General features: G+C 72.5%; 10 protein-coding genes and 1 pseudogene. 4 read left to right on the forward strand and 7 right to left on the reverse strand.

Going from position 1 to position 15,051, the window contains the following annotated elements; translation table 11 throughout:
- Nucleotides 1-158: 158 nt before the first annotated feature.
- Nucleotides 159-1,445, reverse strand: a pseudogene (locus tag IEY79_RS37335) (cell division protein PerM); the annotation flags it as partial.
- Between the two features lie 116 nt (nt 1,446-1,561).
- On the opposite strand from IEY79_RS37335, the gene IEY79_RS12825 reads away from it, so the two are divergent.
- The gene (locus tag IEY79_RS12825) at nt 1,562-2,884 is read left to right on the forward strand and encodes a helix-turn-helix domain-containing protein (RefSeq protein ID WP_189107562.1); all 1,323 of its coding nucleotides are present in this window, start codon (nt 1,562-1,564) and stop codon (nt 2,882-2,884) included.
- Nucleotides 2,885-3,000: 116 nt separating this feature from the next.
- Here the strand turns inward: IEY79_RS12825 and sucD are convergent, their stop codons facing one another.
- The 5 genes from sucD to IEY79_RS12850 all read right to left on the reverse strand — a co-directional run bounded on the left by sucD (nt 3,001) and on the right by IEY79_RS12850 (nt 10,099).
- Complete coding sequence (gene sucD, locus IEY79_RS12830; protein WP_189107563.1) at nt 3,001-3,885, reverse strand: succinate--CoA ligase subunit alpha; 885 nt, start codon at nt 3,883-3,885, stop codon at nt 3,001-3,003.
- Nucleotides 3,886-3,905: 20 nt separating this feature from the next.
- Complete coding sequence (gene sucC, locus IEY79_RS12835; protein WP_189107564.1) at nt 3,906-5,081, reverse strand: ADP-forming succinate--CoA ligase subunit beta; 1,176 nt, start codon at nt 5,079-5,081, stop codon at nt 3,906-3,908.
- 259 nt (nt 5,082-5,340) lie between these two features.
- The gene (locus IEY79_RS12840; RefSeq protein ID WP_189107565.1) at nt 5,341-6,528 is read right to left on the reverse strand and encodes a VWA domain-containing protein; all 1,188 of its coding nucleotides are present in this window, start codon (nt 6,526-6,528) and stop codon (nt 5,341-5,343) included.
- Nucleotides 6,525-8,954 carry a DUF5682 family protein gene (locus tag IEY79_RS12845; RefSeq protein WP_189107566.1) on the reverse strand — a complete coding sequence of 810 codons (2,430 nt, stop codon included), beginning with the start codon at nt 8,952-8,954 and terminating at the stop codon, nt 6,525-6,527. The genes IEY79_RS12840 and IEY79_RS12845 overlap by 4 nt, the downstream gene beginning before the upstream one ends.
- Nucleotides 8,951-10,099 carry an ATP-binding protein gene (locus tag IEY79_RS12850; RefSeq protein WP_373292531.1) on the reverse strand — a complete coding sequence of 383 codons (1,149 nt, stop codon included), beginning with the start codon at nt 10,097-10,099 and terminating at the stop codon, nt 8,951-8,953. Before IEY79_RS12850 ends, IEY79_RS12845 begins: the two co-directional genes overlap by 4 nt.
- 117 nt (nt 10,100-10,216) lie before the next feature.
- Here IEY79_RS12850 and IEY79_RS12855 point away from each other — a divergent pair, with 117 nt between their 5' ends.
- Together IEY79_RS12855 and IEY79_RS12860 are read left to right on the forward strand one after the other, a co-directional pair.
- Nucleotides 10,217-11,599 (forward strand): SWIM zinc finger family protein, encoded by a 1,383-nt coding sequence (locus tag IEY79_RS12855; protein WP_189107568.1) that lies wholly within the window; start codon nt 10,217-10,219, stop codon nt 11,597-11,599.
- A 121-nt stretch (nt 11,600-11,720) separates the two neighbouring features.
- On the forward strand, nt 11,721-13,436 hold the full coding sequence (locus IEY79_RS12860; protein ID WP_229700839.1) for a DUF5691 domain-containing protein: 1,716 nt from the start codon (nt 11,721-11,723) through the stop codon (nt 13,434-13,436).
- A 28-nt stretch (nt 13,437-13,464) separates the two neighbouring features.
- Here IEY79_RS12860 and icmB read toward each other — a convergent pair whose 3' ends face one another.
- Entirely contained in the window at nt 13,465-13,878 is a 414-nt protein-coding gene (gene icmB / locus IEY79_RS12865) for a coenzyme B12-dependent isobutyryl CoA mutase small subunit (protein ID WP_189107569.1), read from the reverse strand.
- A gap of 227 nt (nt 13,879-14,105) precedes the next feature.
- On the opposite strand from icmB, the gene IEY79_RS12870 reads away from it, so the two are divergent.
- Complete coding sequence (locus tag IEY79_RS12870) at nt 14,106-15,017, forward strand: esterase/lipase family protein (protein ID WP_189107570.1); 912 nt, start codon at nt 14,106-14,108, stop codon at nt 15,015-15,017.
- The last annotated feature ends 34 nt before the right edge of the window (nt 15,018-15,051 follow it).

Below are 15,051 nucleotides of genomic sequence, written 5' to 3' on the forward strand. Positions count from 1 at the left end.
GGGGCGTCCGGCGGGACCGCCACCGACCCCGCCCCCTCCTCCACCGTCTCCGTCTCGCTCACCACGTCCGTCTCTCCCTCGTCGTCCGCCTCGTCCAACTCGTCGACCTCGTCGGTCTCGCGTCGCTCGCGCAGCCGCCAGAGCCGTACCACCAGCGCCGCCGGTACGCCGATGCCCACCGTCCAGACCAGCGCCGCCGCCCCGGTCAGCCACCACACCGGCCCGAACTCCACCAGCCGCCCGGTCCCCATCGGCCCGCCCGCGACGGCGGCCAGAGCCGCCATCAGCACCGCGCACCCGGCCCCGGCGAGCGCCGTCGCGAGTGCGGTGTCGCGAGCGCTCCAGGCCTCGTCCCGCTCGGCGTAGGGCGGGGCGGCGACCCGTAGCGTGAACCAGGCGACCGTCAGCCCGGCCGCCACAGGCACGACGCCCGCCGCCCAGGTCACGACCATTCCCGGCCCCTCGCCGGGGACGGCGGCCAGCAGCGGGAAGGGCGGCAGCGCGGGGCTTCCTGTGACCGCGAGCGGGGCGACCGTCGCCGACGTACCGAGCGCGAAGCCGGGGCCGAGGGCGTACGACGCGCCCCAGACCGCCGCGTTGGGGAGCAGCGCGATCGACAGCATCAGGACGGCGATCCGCCCGGACCAGCCCGCCGACAGATGCAGGAGCGATTCCTGTGCCGCGCCCGCGTGCCATGTCAGCGAGCAGGCGACCAGGAAGAACCCGCCGATCAGCAGGGCCGCCGCCCCGGCCGTCGCCGACCGCATCACCACGATGGCCCGGCGGCGCCTTCCGGCGGCCCCCGCGGCGGCCGCGGTGGCGTCCGTGTCCGAGGCGCCCCCTCCGGCGCCGTCCCCTTTCAGGCCGGGCAGCCGGTCGAGCAGCCTGGTGAGCGGCCGGCCGCTCCCCACCCACACTCCGGCGGCGGACGACAGCACCGGCACGAGGGGCAGCGTGAGCGCCGTGACGAACGAGTCGGTGGAGAGCGGTCCGCCCCGCGCGTAGATCACGACGGCGATGCCGACCAGCAGGTATCCGCCCGCGACCGTGCACAGCGCGCCGAGTGCCGTGAGCTGCGGCCGGCCCTCTTCCGGTTCCAGCGCGTCGCGCGAGGACCGGTAGACGAGCCACACCGGAAGCGCCACGACCAGCAGGGGTACGAGTCCGATGGGGGCGGGCACCCCTGACAGCGTGTCGGGCCGTACGAGCTCGGCGCCATGGGCCAGGAGCCAGAGCGCCGCCGCGATGTGCAGGGCTCCCCCGGCGCCGCTGTCGGGGTACGGCGAGCTGATCCATGCCGCGATGACCAGCACCGCGAGGCCGCCGAGGCCGAGGCCCGCGGCGAGCCCTCCCCGGAGGAACGCGGCGGTCAGCGCCGCGGCCCGGCCTCGCTCGGTGGCCGAGGCCGAGGACAACGTGGTGCTGCGCTCGCTCACTTGAGTCACGCCGCCATGCTGCCAACGACACGCGCTTAAACCGCGTAACGGGCGGATAGCCGCTGTGTCGCTCAATATACGTTTATGTACTTTTTCGGCCGGTACAGTGCCAGGGGGAGTTCTTCATGACCCAGAGCACCACTCGTACCTCCTCGGAGCCCCCGCTTCCCTCCCCCGGGGAACGGCGCAGGCTGCGCGAGGCGAAGGCCATGACCGAGAAGGAGATGGCGGCCGCGCTGGGAGTCACCAGGACGACTCTCAGATCCTGGGAGACCGGGCGCACGACCCCGCAGGGGCGTAAGCGCGAGGCGTACGCGCGGCTGCTCGCGCAGTACGCGGCGGAGCTCGACGCGAAGAAGCCCGCGAGGCGGGGGCGGCGGTCGAAGGAAGCGGGGGATGCCGTGGACGAGCGGCGGCCGGCGACGCGGCCACCGCTCACCGCGGCGGAGCCGGCGCGGGAGACCCCGGCTACCGACAGCGCCCCGCCCCCGGCGGCTCCCGCCGAGGAGCCCTCCCCGTCCCTCAAGAAGCCGCTCAACAGCCGTCCGGTCCGCACGGTCCAGGCCGACAGCCGGGCCCGGCAGAACGCCCAGCGGCGTATGGAGAAGGCCGAGGCCCTGGCGGGAGCGGCGGCCGCCGAGGCCGCGAAACTCACGCCCGCCCAGGCGTTCGACGAGCTGTACGCGCACTCCTCCCCCGCCCTCGTACGCCAGACGTATCTGCTCACCGGGCGCCGCACCCTCGCGCAGGAGTCCGTCGAGCGCGCCTTCCAGCTCGCCTGGCACCGGTGGCCCGAGGTCGCCGTCGACCGCGACCCCGCGGGCTGGGTACGGGCCGCGGCGTACGACTACGCGACCTCGCCCTGGCACCGGTTCCGCCGCGCCCACCGGCACCCGGACCCGGCCAACGGCGAACGCGACGGCCGGCCGCTGCGCCGGGCGCTGCTCGACCTGCCGCCGGTGTACCGCCGCGCGCTGCTCCTCTACGACGGTCTGGGCCTCGGCCTGCCCGACACGGCAGCCGAGACCGAGGCGACCACCGGGGCCGCCGCGAACCGGGTGCTGCACGCCCGCGAGGCGGTCGCCGAGCGGCTGCCCGACCTCGATGACCCGGAGGTCCTGCACGAGCAGCTGAGCGAACTGGCGGAGACCGTGTCCGCTCCCGCCGTCGCGTCCGCGTCCGCCGTGCGGATCGGCAGCGAGCGCCGCGCCAAGTTCTGGACGCGGGCCGTTATCGCCGTCACCGTCCTGATCATCGGGGCGACGGCCTTCACGGTCGTCACGGCGCCGACGCGGTACGAACCGACGCCCGCGCCGGGCCGGCGGGTCGGCGGTGTCCCCGCGCCGCACGGGCCGCAGAAGCTCAGCGAGCAGGACCTGAAGCTGCGTGCCGAGCTGCGCGCCGAACCTCTGAACGGGCCGGGGCGGCTCGTGCCCCGCATCCCCTGAACCGCCCCGCCGTCGCACGAGAACGCGCGTGGGCCCGCACCACCTGAAAGGTGCGGGCCCACGCGCGTTGTTCAGCAGGACAACTGCTGTACTCCGTAAGACCGTACAGCCAACAATCAGCCCGCGAGAATGGCCCGGGCGAGACCGGCCGTCTCGGTCGGCGTCTTGCCGACCTTGACGCCCGCGGCCTCAAGGGCTTCCTTCTTCGCGGCAGCGGTGCCCGACGAGCCGGAGACGATGGCGCCGGCGTGGCCCATCGTCTTGCCCTCGGGCGCCGTGAAGCCCGCGACGTAGCCGACGACCGGCTTGGTCACGTGCTTGGAGATGAAGTCGGCCGCGCGCTCCTCGGCGTCGCCGCCGATCTCGCCGATCATCACGATGAGGTCGGTGTCGGGGTCGGCCTCGAACGCCTTGAGGGCGTCGATGTGCGTCGTACCGATGACCGGGTCGCCGCCGATGCCGATGGCGGACGAGAAGCCGATGTCACGCAGCTCGTACATCATCTGGTAGGTGAGCGTGCCCGACTTGGACACGAGACCGATCCGGCCGGGCTTGGTGATGTCGCCCGGGATGATGCCGGCGTTGGACTGACCGGGCGTGATGAGACCGGGGCAGTTCGGGCCGATGATCCGGGTCTTGTTGCCCTTGCTCGACGCGTACGCCCAGAAGGCGGCGGAGTCGTGCACCGCGATGCCCTCGGTGATGACGACGGCGAGACCGATCTCGGCGTCGATCGCCTCGACGACGGCGGCCTTGGCGTGGGCCGGGGGCACGAAGAGGACGGAGACGTCGGCGCCGGTCTTCTCGATCGCCTCCTTGACGGAGCCGAAGACCGGGACGTCGGTGCCGTCGAAGTCGACGGACGTACCGGCCTTGCGCGGGTTGACTCCGCCGACGATGTTGGTGCCGTCAGCGAGCATGAGCTTGGTGTGCTTCATGCCGGTGGCACCGGTCATCCCCTGGACGATGACCTTGCTTTCCTTGGTCAGGAAAATAGCCATGGTGTTGGTGACCTTTACCTTTACTTCGCAGCCGCGAGCTCGGCGGCCTTGTCGGCCGCGCCGTCCATGGTGTCCACGCGCTGTACGAGCGGGTGGTTGGCGTCCGACAGGATCTTGCGACCCAGCTCCGCGTTGTTGCCGTCGAGGCGAACGACCAGGGGCTTGCTGACGGTCTCGCCCTTGGACTTGAGGAGCTCCAGGGCCTGCACGATGCCGTTGGCCACCTCGTCGCACGCGGTGATGCCGCCGAAGACGTTGACGAAGACAGACTTGACGTCCGGGTCGCCGAGGATGATCTCCAGGCCGTTCGCCATGACCTCGGCCGACGCGCCGCCGCCGATGTCGAGGAAGTTGGCGGGCTTCACGCCGCCGTGGGCCTCGCCCGCGTACGCGACGACGTCGAGGGTGCTCATGACGAGACCGGCGCCGTTGCCGATGATGCCGACCTCGCCGTCGAGCTTGACGTAGTTGAGGTTCTTGGCCTTGGCCGCGGCTTCGAGGGGGTTGGCCGCGGCCTTGTCCTCAAGTGCCTCGTGGTCGGGCTGGCGGAAGTCGGCGTTCTCGTCGAGCGAGACCTTGCCGTCCAGCGCGATGATCTTGCCGTCACCGGACTTGATCAGCGGGTTGACCTCGACGAGGAGGGCGTCCTCCTTGATGAAGACGGTCCACAGCTGCTGGAGGACGTCGGCGACCTGACCGGCGATGTCGGCCGGGAACTTGGCGGCGGCGACGATCTCGGCGGCCTTCTCGGGGGTGCAGCCCTCGTTGGCGTCGACCGCGATCTTGGCGAGCGCGTCGGGGTTCTCCTCGGCGACGACCTCGATCTCCACGCCGCCCTCGACGGAAGCCATGGCCAGGAAGGTGCGGTTGGTGCGGTCGAGGAGGAAGGAGACGTAGTACTCCTCCGCGATGTCGGCCGTCTGCGCCAGCATCACCTTGTGGACCGTGTGGCCCTTGATGTCCATGCCCAGAATGGCGTCGGCCTTGGCAACCGCGTCGGCCGGGTCGGAGGCCAGCTTCACGCCGCCGGCCTTGCCCCGGCCGCCGACCTTGACCTGCGCCTTGACGACAGCCTTGCCGCCGAGACGCTCGGTCACCTCGCGCGCCGCCTCAGGCGTTTCGATGACTTCACCGGCCAGCACCGGTACACCGTGCTTGGCGAAGAGGTCCCTCGCCTGGTACTCGAACAGGTCCACGCGCGTCCGTCCCTTGTCTGTCTTCTAAAATTCGCAGTATCGCGGTTCGTAATCTGCGTGGGCGTGCCGCGATGGGCAACGTGACTGCACTTGTCACAAGGAAGGCGCAGACGGAGTCCCGGAGCGCGGCATGTCCGTCTCGCAGGTTATCCCCGAGTGCCGTGGACCCCTAAATCACGGATCACCCCTGAGCGGTGATACCTGTCACAGACACCGAGTCCACGGGGCGCCGACTCCCTTCTAGGGGGTGTCCTGTCGATCAGGCGGGGTCCGGTATCGGCAGGGGGCGCTTCTCGATCGCCGCCGCCATCACCTCCGGGAAGAGGTCCGGGGTGCAGGCGAACGCCGGGGCGCCGAGGGCGGCGAGGGCCGCCGCGTGGTCGCGGTCGTAGGCGGGCGCGCCCTCGTCGGACAGCGCGAGGAGCGCCACGAACTGCACGCCCGACGCCTTCATCGCGGCGACGCGCTTCAGCATCTCGTCACGGATCCCGCCCTCGTAGAGATCACTGATCAGGACGACGACGGTGTCGGCGGGCCGGGTGATCTGCGACTGGCAATAGGCGAGGGCGCGGTTGATGTCCGTGCCGCCGCCGAGCTGTGTACCGAACAGGACGTCGACCGGGTCGTCCAACTGGTCGGTGAGGTCGACGACCGCGGTGTCGAAGACGACGAGCCTGGTGGAGAGGGAACGCATCGAGGCGAGAACGGCGCCGAAGACGGAGGCGTAGACGACGGACGCGGCCATCGACCCGGACTGGTCGATGCAGAGGACGACCTCCTTCTTCACGGACTGCGAGGCGCGCCCGTATCCGATGAGGCGTTCGGGGACGACCGTCCCGTACTCCGGCAGGTAGTTCTTGAGGTTCGCGCGGATCGTGCGGTCCCAGTCGATGTCCCGGTGGCGCGGCCTGCTGATGCGCGCGGAGCGGTCGAGTGCGCCGGTGAGCGTGGCTCTGGTACGGGTGGCGAGCCGCTTCTCGATGTCGGCGACGACCTTCCTCACGACGGCGCGCGCCGTCTCCTTGGTCGTCTCGGGCATGGCCTTGTTGAGCGACAGGAGAGTGCCCACGAGATGGACGTCCGCCTCGACGGCCTCCAGCATCTCCGGTTCGAGCAGGAGCGCGGAGAGTCCGAGCCGCTGGATCGCGTCGCGCTGCATGACCTGGACGACGGAGGTGGGGAAGTACGTCCGGATGTCGCCGAGCCAGCGGGCGACCGAGGGGGCGGAGGCGCCGAGCCCCGCGGAGCGGTTGCCCCCGCTCCTTCTGGACGTGCCGCCGCCTCCTGCGTACAGAGCGGTCAACGCGCCGTCCATCGCCGCGTCCTGGCCGGTGAGGGTGCGGCCGGTGCCGTCGGCGGAGTCGCCGCCGAGCACCAGCCGCCAGCGCCGCAGACGCTCGTCGGCCGCGTCGCCCGTCAGGTCGTCGCTCTGCCCGGCCGTGGTCATCGGGCCACCCCCGCGTGGTCGTTGTCGTTGTCGTTGTCGTTGTCGTGCCCAACCGGCGGCGGGCCGCCGAGAAGCAGCCGAAGCACCGGGAGCACGGCGTCCGCGCGGCTCTCGTCGATGCCGGTTCCGAAGCCGGGGATCCCCGCCTCGGGACGGTCGGGCCGCGGCCCGCCACCCGCCGGTCCGCGCCGGACCAACTCGCCGAGTGTGCGGCGCACTCCGGGCTCGTACGCGGAGAACGTACGGCGCAGAAGGGGCAGCACGTCCGTGAACGAACCGGCGGGCACCCCGGTCAGCCAGGTGTCCACGAGGGCGAGCAGCCGTTCGTCGTGGACCAGGAGCATTCCGCCGCCGGAGGCTCCTCCGACGAACCCCTCGATCCAGGCGGCCGCGTCGGCCGGCGGGGCGCCGGGCGACAGGGCGAGGCCCATGAGGCGCGCGGCCTCGTCCTCGGGGAGGCGCCCGTCGTCCAGGAGCAGCCGGGCGGACCGGCCCCGGATGACGCCGGGCACCGTGTCCCGCGCGGCCAGTTTGCGCAGCACCGCGCCCCAGCGCCCGGCCAGATCCCCGGCGGGGCGGTCGGGGGCGTCGGGCAGGAGGCCGATCGCGGCGTGGACGCCGTCGAGATGGCCCCTCATCTCGGCCGCGCCGTCCGCGTCCAGCGCGGCGCAGGCGGGCGGCAGTCCGACGCAGATCCGCTCGGCGAGCCCGGAGGCGACCTCGCCGAGCGCCGCCGTGTCGGTGGACCGTACGTCTCCGTAGCGCAGCGACCGCGCGAGTGCGGGCAGGGCCTGGGCGAGATGGCCGACGTCCGCGTCCAGTGCGGCGCGGTCCGCCAGGGCACTCATCACCACGGGCAGCGCGTCGGTCAGTTCGGCCAGGAGGCACTGCTCGGCCAGGGCCGTGACGTCGGAGAGCGCGGTCGCCGACACCGCGCGGGACTCGGCCTTGGCGGTCGCCGCCGAGTGGACCGTGGTGCCCCAGACCCCGGCCTCGGCGACCCGTACGTACAGCTCGGGCTCCCAGCGCAGCCGCCACGTCTCGCGGAACGTGCCCGTGCTGCCGCGGCCCGCCGACGCCTCGCCCCAGCCGATGCCGAGCAGCCTCAGCCGGTGCAGCATCCTGCCCCGTCCCGCGTCGGTCTCCTTACGGAGGTCGAGTTCCAGCTCGCGCTCCAGCGCTTCCGGCTTCAGCCGCAGCGAGCGCTGCAGCCGGGTCAGGTCGCGCTGGAGCGGTACGGCGGGCGCGGAGTCCGGGACCTCGCCCAGGACGTCCCCAACGATGAGCCGGTCCCTGATGAGCCCGAGCGGCACATCCGACCCGTCGCACATGACGGCACGGATCGCGTCGGTCGTCTCCGTCAGCCCGGCGAGCGGCCTGCCGCGCATGGTGGCCAGGGTCTCGGCGAGCCGGACGGCTTCGATGACATGGGCGGAGGAGATGGGCTGGTCCTCCTCGCGGAGCAGACCGGCGACCTTGGTCATCCAGCGCTCCACGGGCCGGTCGGGGGCGCCGAAGAGGTGTCCGTACCAACCGGGAGAGTCGATGCCCGCGCCGTATCCGCTGTGTCTGGCCAGCCGGTGGTGCGTCCACGGCACCCAGGTCATCTCGGACTTGACCTTGGGCAGTCCCTTGAGGAGCGCGCGGTCGGCGGTGGCCGTGGTCCGCGCCCCGAGCGCGGGCACATGCCAGGCACCGCAGACGACGGCGACCCGGTCGTCACCGAACTCCTTGCGGGCGGAACGGAGTTGGAGCCGCATGTACGCCTCGCGGACCAGGTCGCGGCGGTGTCCGCCGTCCCCGTACTCCTCGCGCAGGGCGCCCATCGCCTCGCCGACGGCGGCGAACGGCGCGAACGGGTCGTCGGCGGCGGCGCGGTGCTCCACGACGTCTTCCCACCAACGCTCGGCGTCGTCGTAGCCGGCGGCCTCGGCGAGAACGGCGAGCGGGTCGATCCGCAGGGCCTGGACACGGGCCTCGGGATCGAGATCCGTGCCGGCGCCTCCGTCGTCCGGGTCGGTCTCACCGTCCGGCCTGCCGTCCCCTTCCCCGTCCCCTTCTGTGAAGGCCAGGGAGTGCGTCGCGGGAAGGTCGATGAAGCGGACCGGGACGTCGTGCGCGAGCGCCCAGCGGATCGCGACCCACTCCGGGGAGAAGTCGGCCAGCGGCCAGAACGCCGCGCGCCCCGGATCGTCCACGGCGTGGGCGAGCAGCGCGACGGGCGGGCGCATCTGGGGATCGCCCGCGAGGGACACCAACGCGTCGCCCTCGGGCGGACCTTCGATCAGGACGGCCAGCGGCGACGCGGCGTCGAGCGCGGCCCGCACGGCGCGGGCGGACCCGGGCCCGTGGTGCCGGACGCCGAGAAACAACGGCCCGCTCCCCGCCGGCCACGCCGGGGCGGCGTCCTCGGCAGGGCTCGTCATGCGCCGACCTCTCGGCACGCGCGGTAGAAGTCCTTCCAGCCGTCCCGCTCCCGCACGACCGTCTCCACATACTCCTGCCAGATCACCCGGTCGGCCGCCGGGTCGCGGACGACGGCGCCGAGGATGCCGGACGCGACGTCGCCGGGGCGCAGCACACCGTCGCCGAAGTGCGCCGCGAGTGCCAGGCCGTTGGTGACGACGGAGATCGCCTCGGCCGTGGAGAGCGTCCCGGACGGGGACTTGATCTTCGTACGACCGTCGGCCGTGACGCCGTCGCGCAACTCGCGGAAGACCGTGACGACCCGCCGGATCTCGGCGATGCCTTCGAGACCGCCGGGCAGATCGAGCGAGCGTCCGATCTGGTCGACGCGCCGCGAGACGATGTCGACCTCCGCCTCGGCCGTGGCCGGCAACGGCAGGACAACGGTGTTGAACCGGCGGCGCAGGGCGCTCGACAGGTCGTTGATCCCCCGGTCGCGGTCGTTGGCGGTGGCGATCACGTTGAAGCCGCGGACGGCCTGGATCTCCTGTCCCAACTCCGGGACCGGCAGGGTCTTCTCGGACAGGATCGTGATGAGCGAGTCCTGCACGTCGGCCGGGATACGGGTGAGCTCCTCGACCCGGGCGGTCATGCCCTCGGCCATGGCCCGCATGACCGGGCTGGACACGAGCGCGTCCCGGCTGGGGCCGTGGGCGAGCAGCTGCGCGTAGTTCCACCCGTACCGGATGGCCTCCTCGGGCGTGCCCGCCGTCCCCTGCACCAGCAGCGTCGAGTCACCGCTGACGGCGGCGGCCAGATGCTCGGAGACCCAGGTCTTCGCGGTGCCGGGAACGCCGAGGAGCAGCAGCGCGCGGTCGGTGGCCAGGGTGGTGACGGCGACCTCGATGATCCTGCGCGGACCCACGTACTTCGGCGTGATGACCGTGCCGTCCGGGAGCGTGCCGCCGAGCAGATACGTCGCGACCGCCCAGGGCGACAGCCGCCACCTGGGCGGGCGGGGACGGTCGTCGGCGCCGGCCAGCGCCGCCAGTTCATCGGCGAAGGCGTCCTCGGCATGCGGTCGCAGGACCTCGGCACCGGCCGTCCCGCCGACGGTCCCGCCGACCGTCCCCGCGGTCGTCGCACTCGTTTCGGACATGGTCATGGCTCCCCCTCCAGATCGTTCGACCGGGTAGGGGACCACCGTGCACCATGCCACTGACAATCGACCGTTTCCGCAGGTCGGAGCCGATTGTCAGTGGGGCCGCCTAACGTCTTGGACATGGATAACGCGGGGGTGCGCTGGACGACGGAACAGGTGCTGGCCCTGGCACCTGACGATGCGTCACGCAAGGCCGGGGCCAGGCTGAGCGCGGCCGGGCCCTGGTCGGACGCGGGCAGCAGCGGCGAGGGGGCCGTGTGGGGGCTGTGCAAGGGAAGCGGGAAGAAGCCGTATCAGACGGTGATAGATACGAAAGGCCCCGCGTACAGGTGCAGTTGCCCGAGCCGGAAGTTCCCGTGCAAGCACGCGCTGGGGCTGCTGCTGCTCTGGGCGGGCGAGGGGACGTCCGCGGTCAGGACCGTCGTGGACGTGGGGGACGGGCCCGCGCCCGACTGGGCGGAGGAGTGGCTGGGGGGCCGCAGGAAGCGGAGCGGGGAGCAGGAGGAGAGAGCGAAGGCCGAGGCCGGCGGGGCGGCCGGGCAGGCCGATCCGGAGGGGGCCAGGCGCCGGGCGGAGCGACGGGCGGCGCGGATCACCGGCGGGGCGCAGGAGCTTGAGCAGCGGCTGACGGATCTGCTGCGCGGCGGGCTGGCGGCGGCCGAGCAGTCCGGTTACGGGCTGTGGGAGGAGACGGCCGCGCGCATGGTGGACGCGCAGGCGCCGGGACTGGCCGGGCGTGTGCGGGAGTTGGGCGCGATCCCGGGCTCGGGGGCGGGCTGGCCGGTGCGGCTGCTCGAAGAGTCGGCTCTCCTGCATCTGCTGGATCAGGGCTGGCTGGGGATCGACCGGCTGCCCGCGCCACTCGCGACGACGGTCCGTACGCGGGTCGGTCTGCCGTCGCCCGCCGACGGCCCGCCGGTCAAGGACCACTGGCTGGTCCTCGCGCAGTACGACACGTCGGACGGCAAGATCACCACGCGCCGGATCTGGCTGTACGGGCGGGAGTCGGGGCGTACGGCTCTGGTGCTGGGATTCGGCGCGGCGGGCCGTTCGCCGCAGCCGGCGCTGCCGGTGGGCCTGGTGATCGAGGCGGAGCTGACACCGCACGCGGGGGCGGGTCAGCTGCGTGCCGATCTCGGCGCGGAGGTGGACGTTCCCGAGCCGACCGGGACGCCACCGCCCGGCGGGACGACCACGGCGGCGGTGGAGGCGTACGGCTCGGCGCTGCGGGAGGATCCGTGGCTGGACTCCTGGCCCGTGACACTGACCGGCGTCATACCTGTCCCCGACGGAGGGGACGGGGGCGGGTGGCAACTGGCCGACGCCGACGGGAAGTCGGCCCTGCCGATCGCGCCGGCCGCGCTCTCGCGCCCGGGACTGTGGAAGCTCGTGGCGCTGTCCGGCGGCGGCCCGGTCACCGTCTTCGGCGAGTGCGGGCACCGCGGCTTCACCCCGCTCGCCGTCTGGTCGGCGGGCTCCTCGGAGACGGTCCAGCTGACATGACCCGAATCCGGACCTGAGACCGGCCGGCCTGCTCGGGCGGAGATGCCCGTCCGACCGTCCCTCGTCCCATCCAGCCCGTCCTCTATCTCTACGTCTCTATCCATACGTACGGAGGCATCCGATGACCGGCACCACCCTCCCCGTTGGCGCGAGCGCCGCGACCACCTCCTGGGAAGAGCTCGTCACATCGGCCCTGCTCGGCACGGACCGCCGCACACCGCCGGCGGATGTCATGGCTTCCGGCCAGGACGCGCCGGTCGCGCTGCTGGACGCCGCGGCGCTCCACACGCTCCGGCGCCGCGCGGGCCTGCTCCCGGCGCGCGCCGCCGCCCTGCCTGAGCCGGCGCCCGAGGACCACCGCCGCGAACTGCCGGAGCCCGCGCGCCGGCGCCTGTCGCAGTTGCTGGCCGACCGCTCGGCCCCGGCCGGTACGGGAGGCAGGCGCGGTACGACCCCCGACCTCACCGAGCTGCTGCCCCAGTGGCTCACCGCCGCCAACGACCACGGCTACCGCGCCCCCGCCGCCTCCCTGCCCGCGCTGCTGGACGCCGCGCGCGGGCGCAACGACCTGCGGCCGCACGCTCTCGCGTTCGCCGGGCCGCGTGGGCTCTGGCTCGCACGCTTCAACCCGGACTGGAAGTTCGCCCTGCGCGGCGCGTCCGGCGGCGCGGTCCTGCCGGGCGTCCAGGACTCCGATGCGGTACGGCAGTTGTGGGAGCAGGGACTGTTCGCCGAGCGGGTCGCGCTGCTCGCGGCCGTACGCGCGCGGGACGCGAACGCGGCGCGGGCGCTGCTGGGCACGACGTGGCCGACGGAGCGCGCCGAGGACCGGCTGATGTTCCTCGACTCGCTGCGCGCCGGGCTGTCCGACCTCGACGAGCCCTTCCTTGAGGAGGCGCTCTCCGACCGCAGCCGCAATGTCCGCGCGACCGCGGCCGAGTTGCTGTCCGCGCTGCCGAACTCCGCGCTGGCCGCACGGATGGCGGCGCGCGCGGCGACGTGCGTGAGCCTTGACCGCGCGGGCGGCCCCACGGGTCCGACAGTCATCGTCGAAGCGCCGCACGAGTGCGACGCGGACATGCAGCGGGACGGGGTGAGCCCGACACCGCCCAGCGGCCGGGGCGAACGGTCCTGGTGGCTGGGGCAGTTGGTGGAGGCGTCACCGCTGTCGATCTGGCCGGAGCGGCTCGGGGGGCATACGCCCGAGGAGATCGTGACGCTGCCGGTCCTGGACGACTGGACGGACGAACTGCACGCCGCCTGGTGCCGGGCAGCCGTCCGGCAGCGCGACGCCCGCTGGGCCCGCGCCCTGCTCGGCCCGCCCGCCGTGTCCCCGGCCGCCGGGCCGGGAGCGTCGTCCCTCGCGGAGCGCGCGAAGCTGCTCGGCACCCTGCCGGTGGCGGAACGGGCTTCCTGGGTGGCCGAGTTCATAGCCGCGCACGGTCTCTCGGAGGCGTTCCAGTTGCTCGGCGTCTGCGCGGTGCCCTGGTCCGGGCCGCTGGGCCGGGCGGTCGTCGACGCGCTCGACATCGCGCGGGACGGCGGGAGTTACCCGTGGAGCTTCAGCGGTGTGATGGGCCTCGCCGAACGCTGCCTGGACCCGGCGGAAGCCCCCCACCTGGAAATACTCACCGCCACCCCGGACGAAGCGGAGGGCGCGTCACCGGGAGCGGGTGGCTACTGGTCGGAGGCGTTCCAGCGGCTCGTCTCCACGCTGCGGCTGCGCGCCGCGATGATGTCGGAGCTGGCGGGTGCCCCGGGCCCTCAAGCGCCGGACGAGCGGTCGAGCCCCGCGCAGGCGCCCGCGCCCGTGGACACCACCCCGGCCGAGGACTGAGGACACCTGCCGCCCCGCGGGTGGGCGGCTACGCGCCCGCCGGCTGGGACACGTTCGCGTTCACCCATTCCACGATCGACGTCGTCGTCGCCCCCGGCGTGAAGATCTCCGCCACGCCCAGCTCCTTCAGCGGCGCGATGTCCGCCTCCGGGATGATGCCGCCGCCGAAGACCTTGATGTCGAGCGCGTCGTGCTGGGCCAGCAGATCGATGACCTTCGCGAAGAGCGTGTTGTGCGCGCCGGAGAGGATCGAGAGACCGATCGCGTCGGCGTCCTCCTGGATCGCGGTGTCCACGATCTGCTCGGGCGTCTGGTGCAGCCCGGTGTAGATGACCTCCATACCAGCATCCCGCAACGCTCGCGCGATGACCTTGGCCCCGCGATCGTGGCCGTCGAGACCCGGTTTCGCCACCACCACACGGATCGGACCGGTCACACCCATCACTGCCTCCACATACCGACTTCGTCGTCATTGGCACGGGTCCCCGTACCGGCGAGGGACGGAGAGTGAACGAACGTTATCTCCAGCATCTCGCACGCCGCTGTTTCGCGGCGGCCGGGGAGGGGGAAATCACACGTGGGGATATGTTCACTCTGCTTCGTGTCGGCCCCACCCGGCACGGGAGCCGCAAGGGAATCGCTTCCCGTGCGGCGTAGGGAGGTAGGTCAATGAAGATCCCGCCTTTCTCCGAGCTCTTCTCGCCGTTCCCGTCTGTCGTACGGCGGCCGGCGGCCTGGGAACTGCCCGTGACGCTGCTGCGGGCCTCAGTCCTCGAGATGGCCATCCTCGCGGGACACATGGTCCTCTATCCGGGTGGCATCGCCAATGAGCGTCCGGCACCCGACCTGCCGCCCGAGGCCGAAACACTGCCCACGGAGGGCCGATCCCGGCCCCCGGTCCTGCTGCTGCACGGTTTCGTGGACAATCGCTCCGTCTTCGTGCTGCTGCGCCGCTCCCTGGCCCGACATGGCTGGACCCACCTCGAATCGCTCAATTTCTCCCCGCTGACCTGCGACATCCGGCTGGCCGCCGAAGTGCTCGGCCGCCACATCGAAGAGGTCTGTGCCCGTACGGGGCACCGCGAGGTCGACATCGTCGGCCACAGCCTCGGTGGCCTGATCGCCCGGTATTACGTACAGCGACTGGGCGGAGACGTACGGGTACGGACTTTGGTCACCATGGGCACACCCCATGCGGGTACCGGCGCCATCCCGTTCGCCAGCGCGCACCCGGTCGTCCGGCAGATGCGACCCGGCTCGGACCTGATCGAAGAGCTGCGGGAGCCGGCGCCCGGCTGCCGGACCCGGTTCGTCAGCTTCTGGAGCGATCTCGACCAGGTCATGTCACCGGTGGAGGCCGCTCGTGTCGAGCACCCGGACCTCGTCGCGCAGAACGTGGGCGTGACCGGTATCGGCCACCTCGCCCTGCCGGTGCACCCGGCCGTCGCCGCGGGCATCCGTTACGTCCTGGAGCACGACGACAGCGAGGAGCTCGCGAAGCTCATCGAGTCGGCCGAGTGGGCGGGAAGCGCCGCGCAGCGGGCCGAGGATCAGGCCGACGGGGCGATATCGGTGGCCTGAGGGTCCCAAGGCAGTCCAAACGCAGGCGGCGGAA

Source organism: Streptomyces camponoticapitis, from assembly GCF_014646115.1.
Lineage (GTDB): Bacteria > Actinomycetota > Actinomycetes > Streptomycetales > Streptomycetaceae > Streptomyces > Streptomyces camponoticapitis.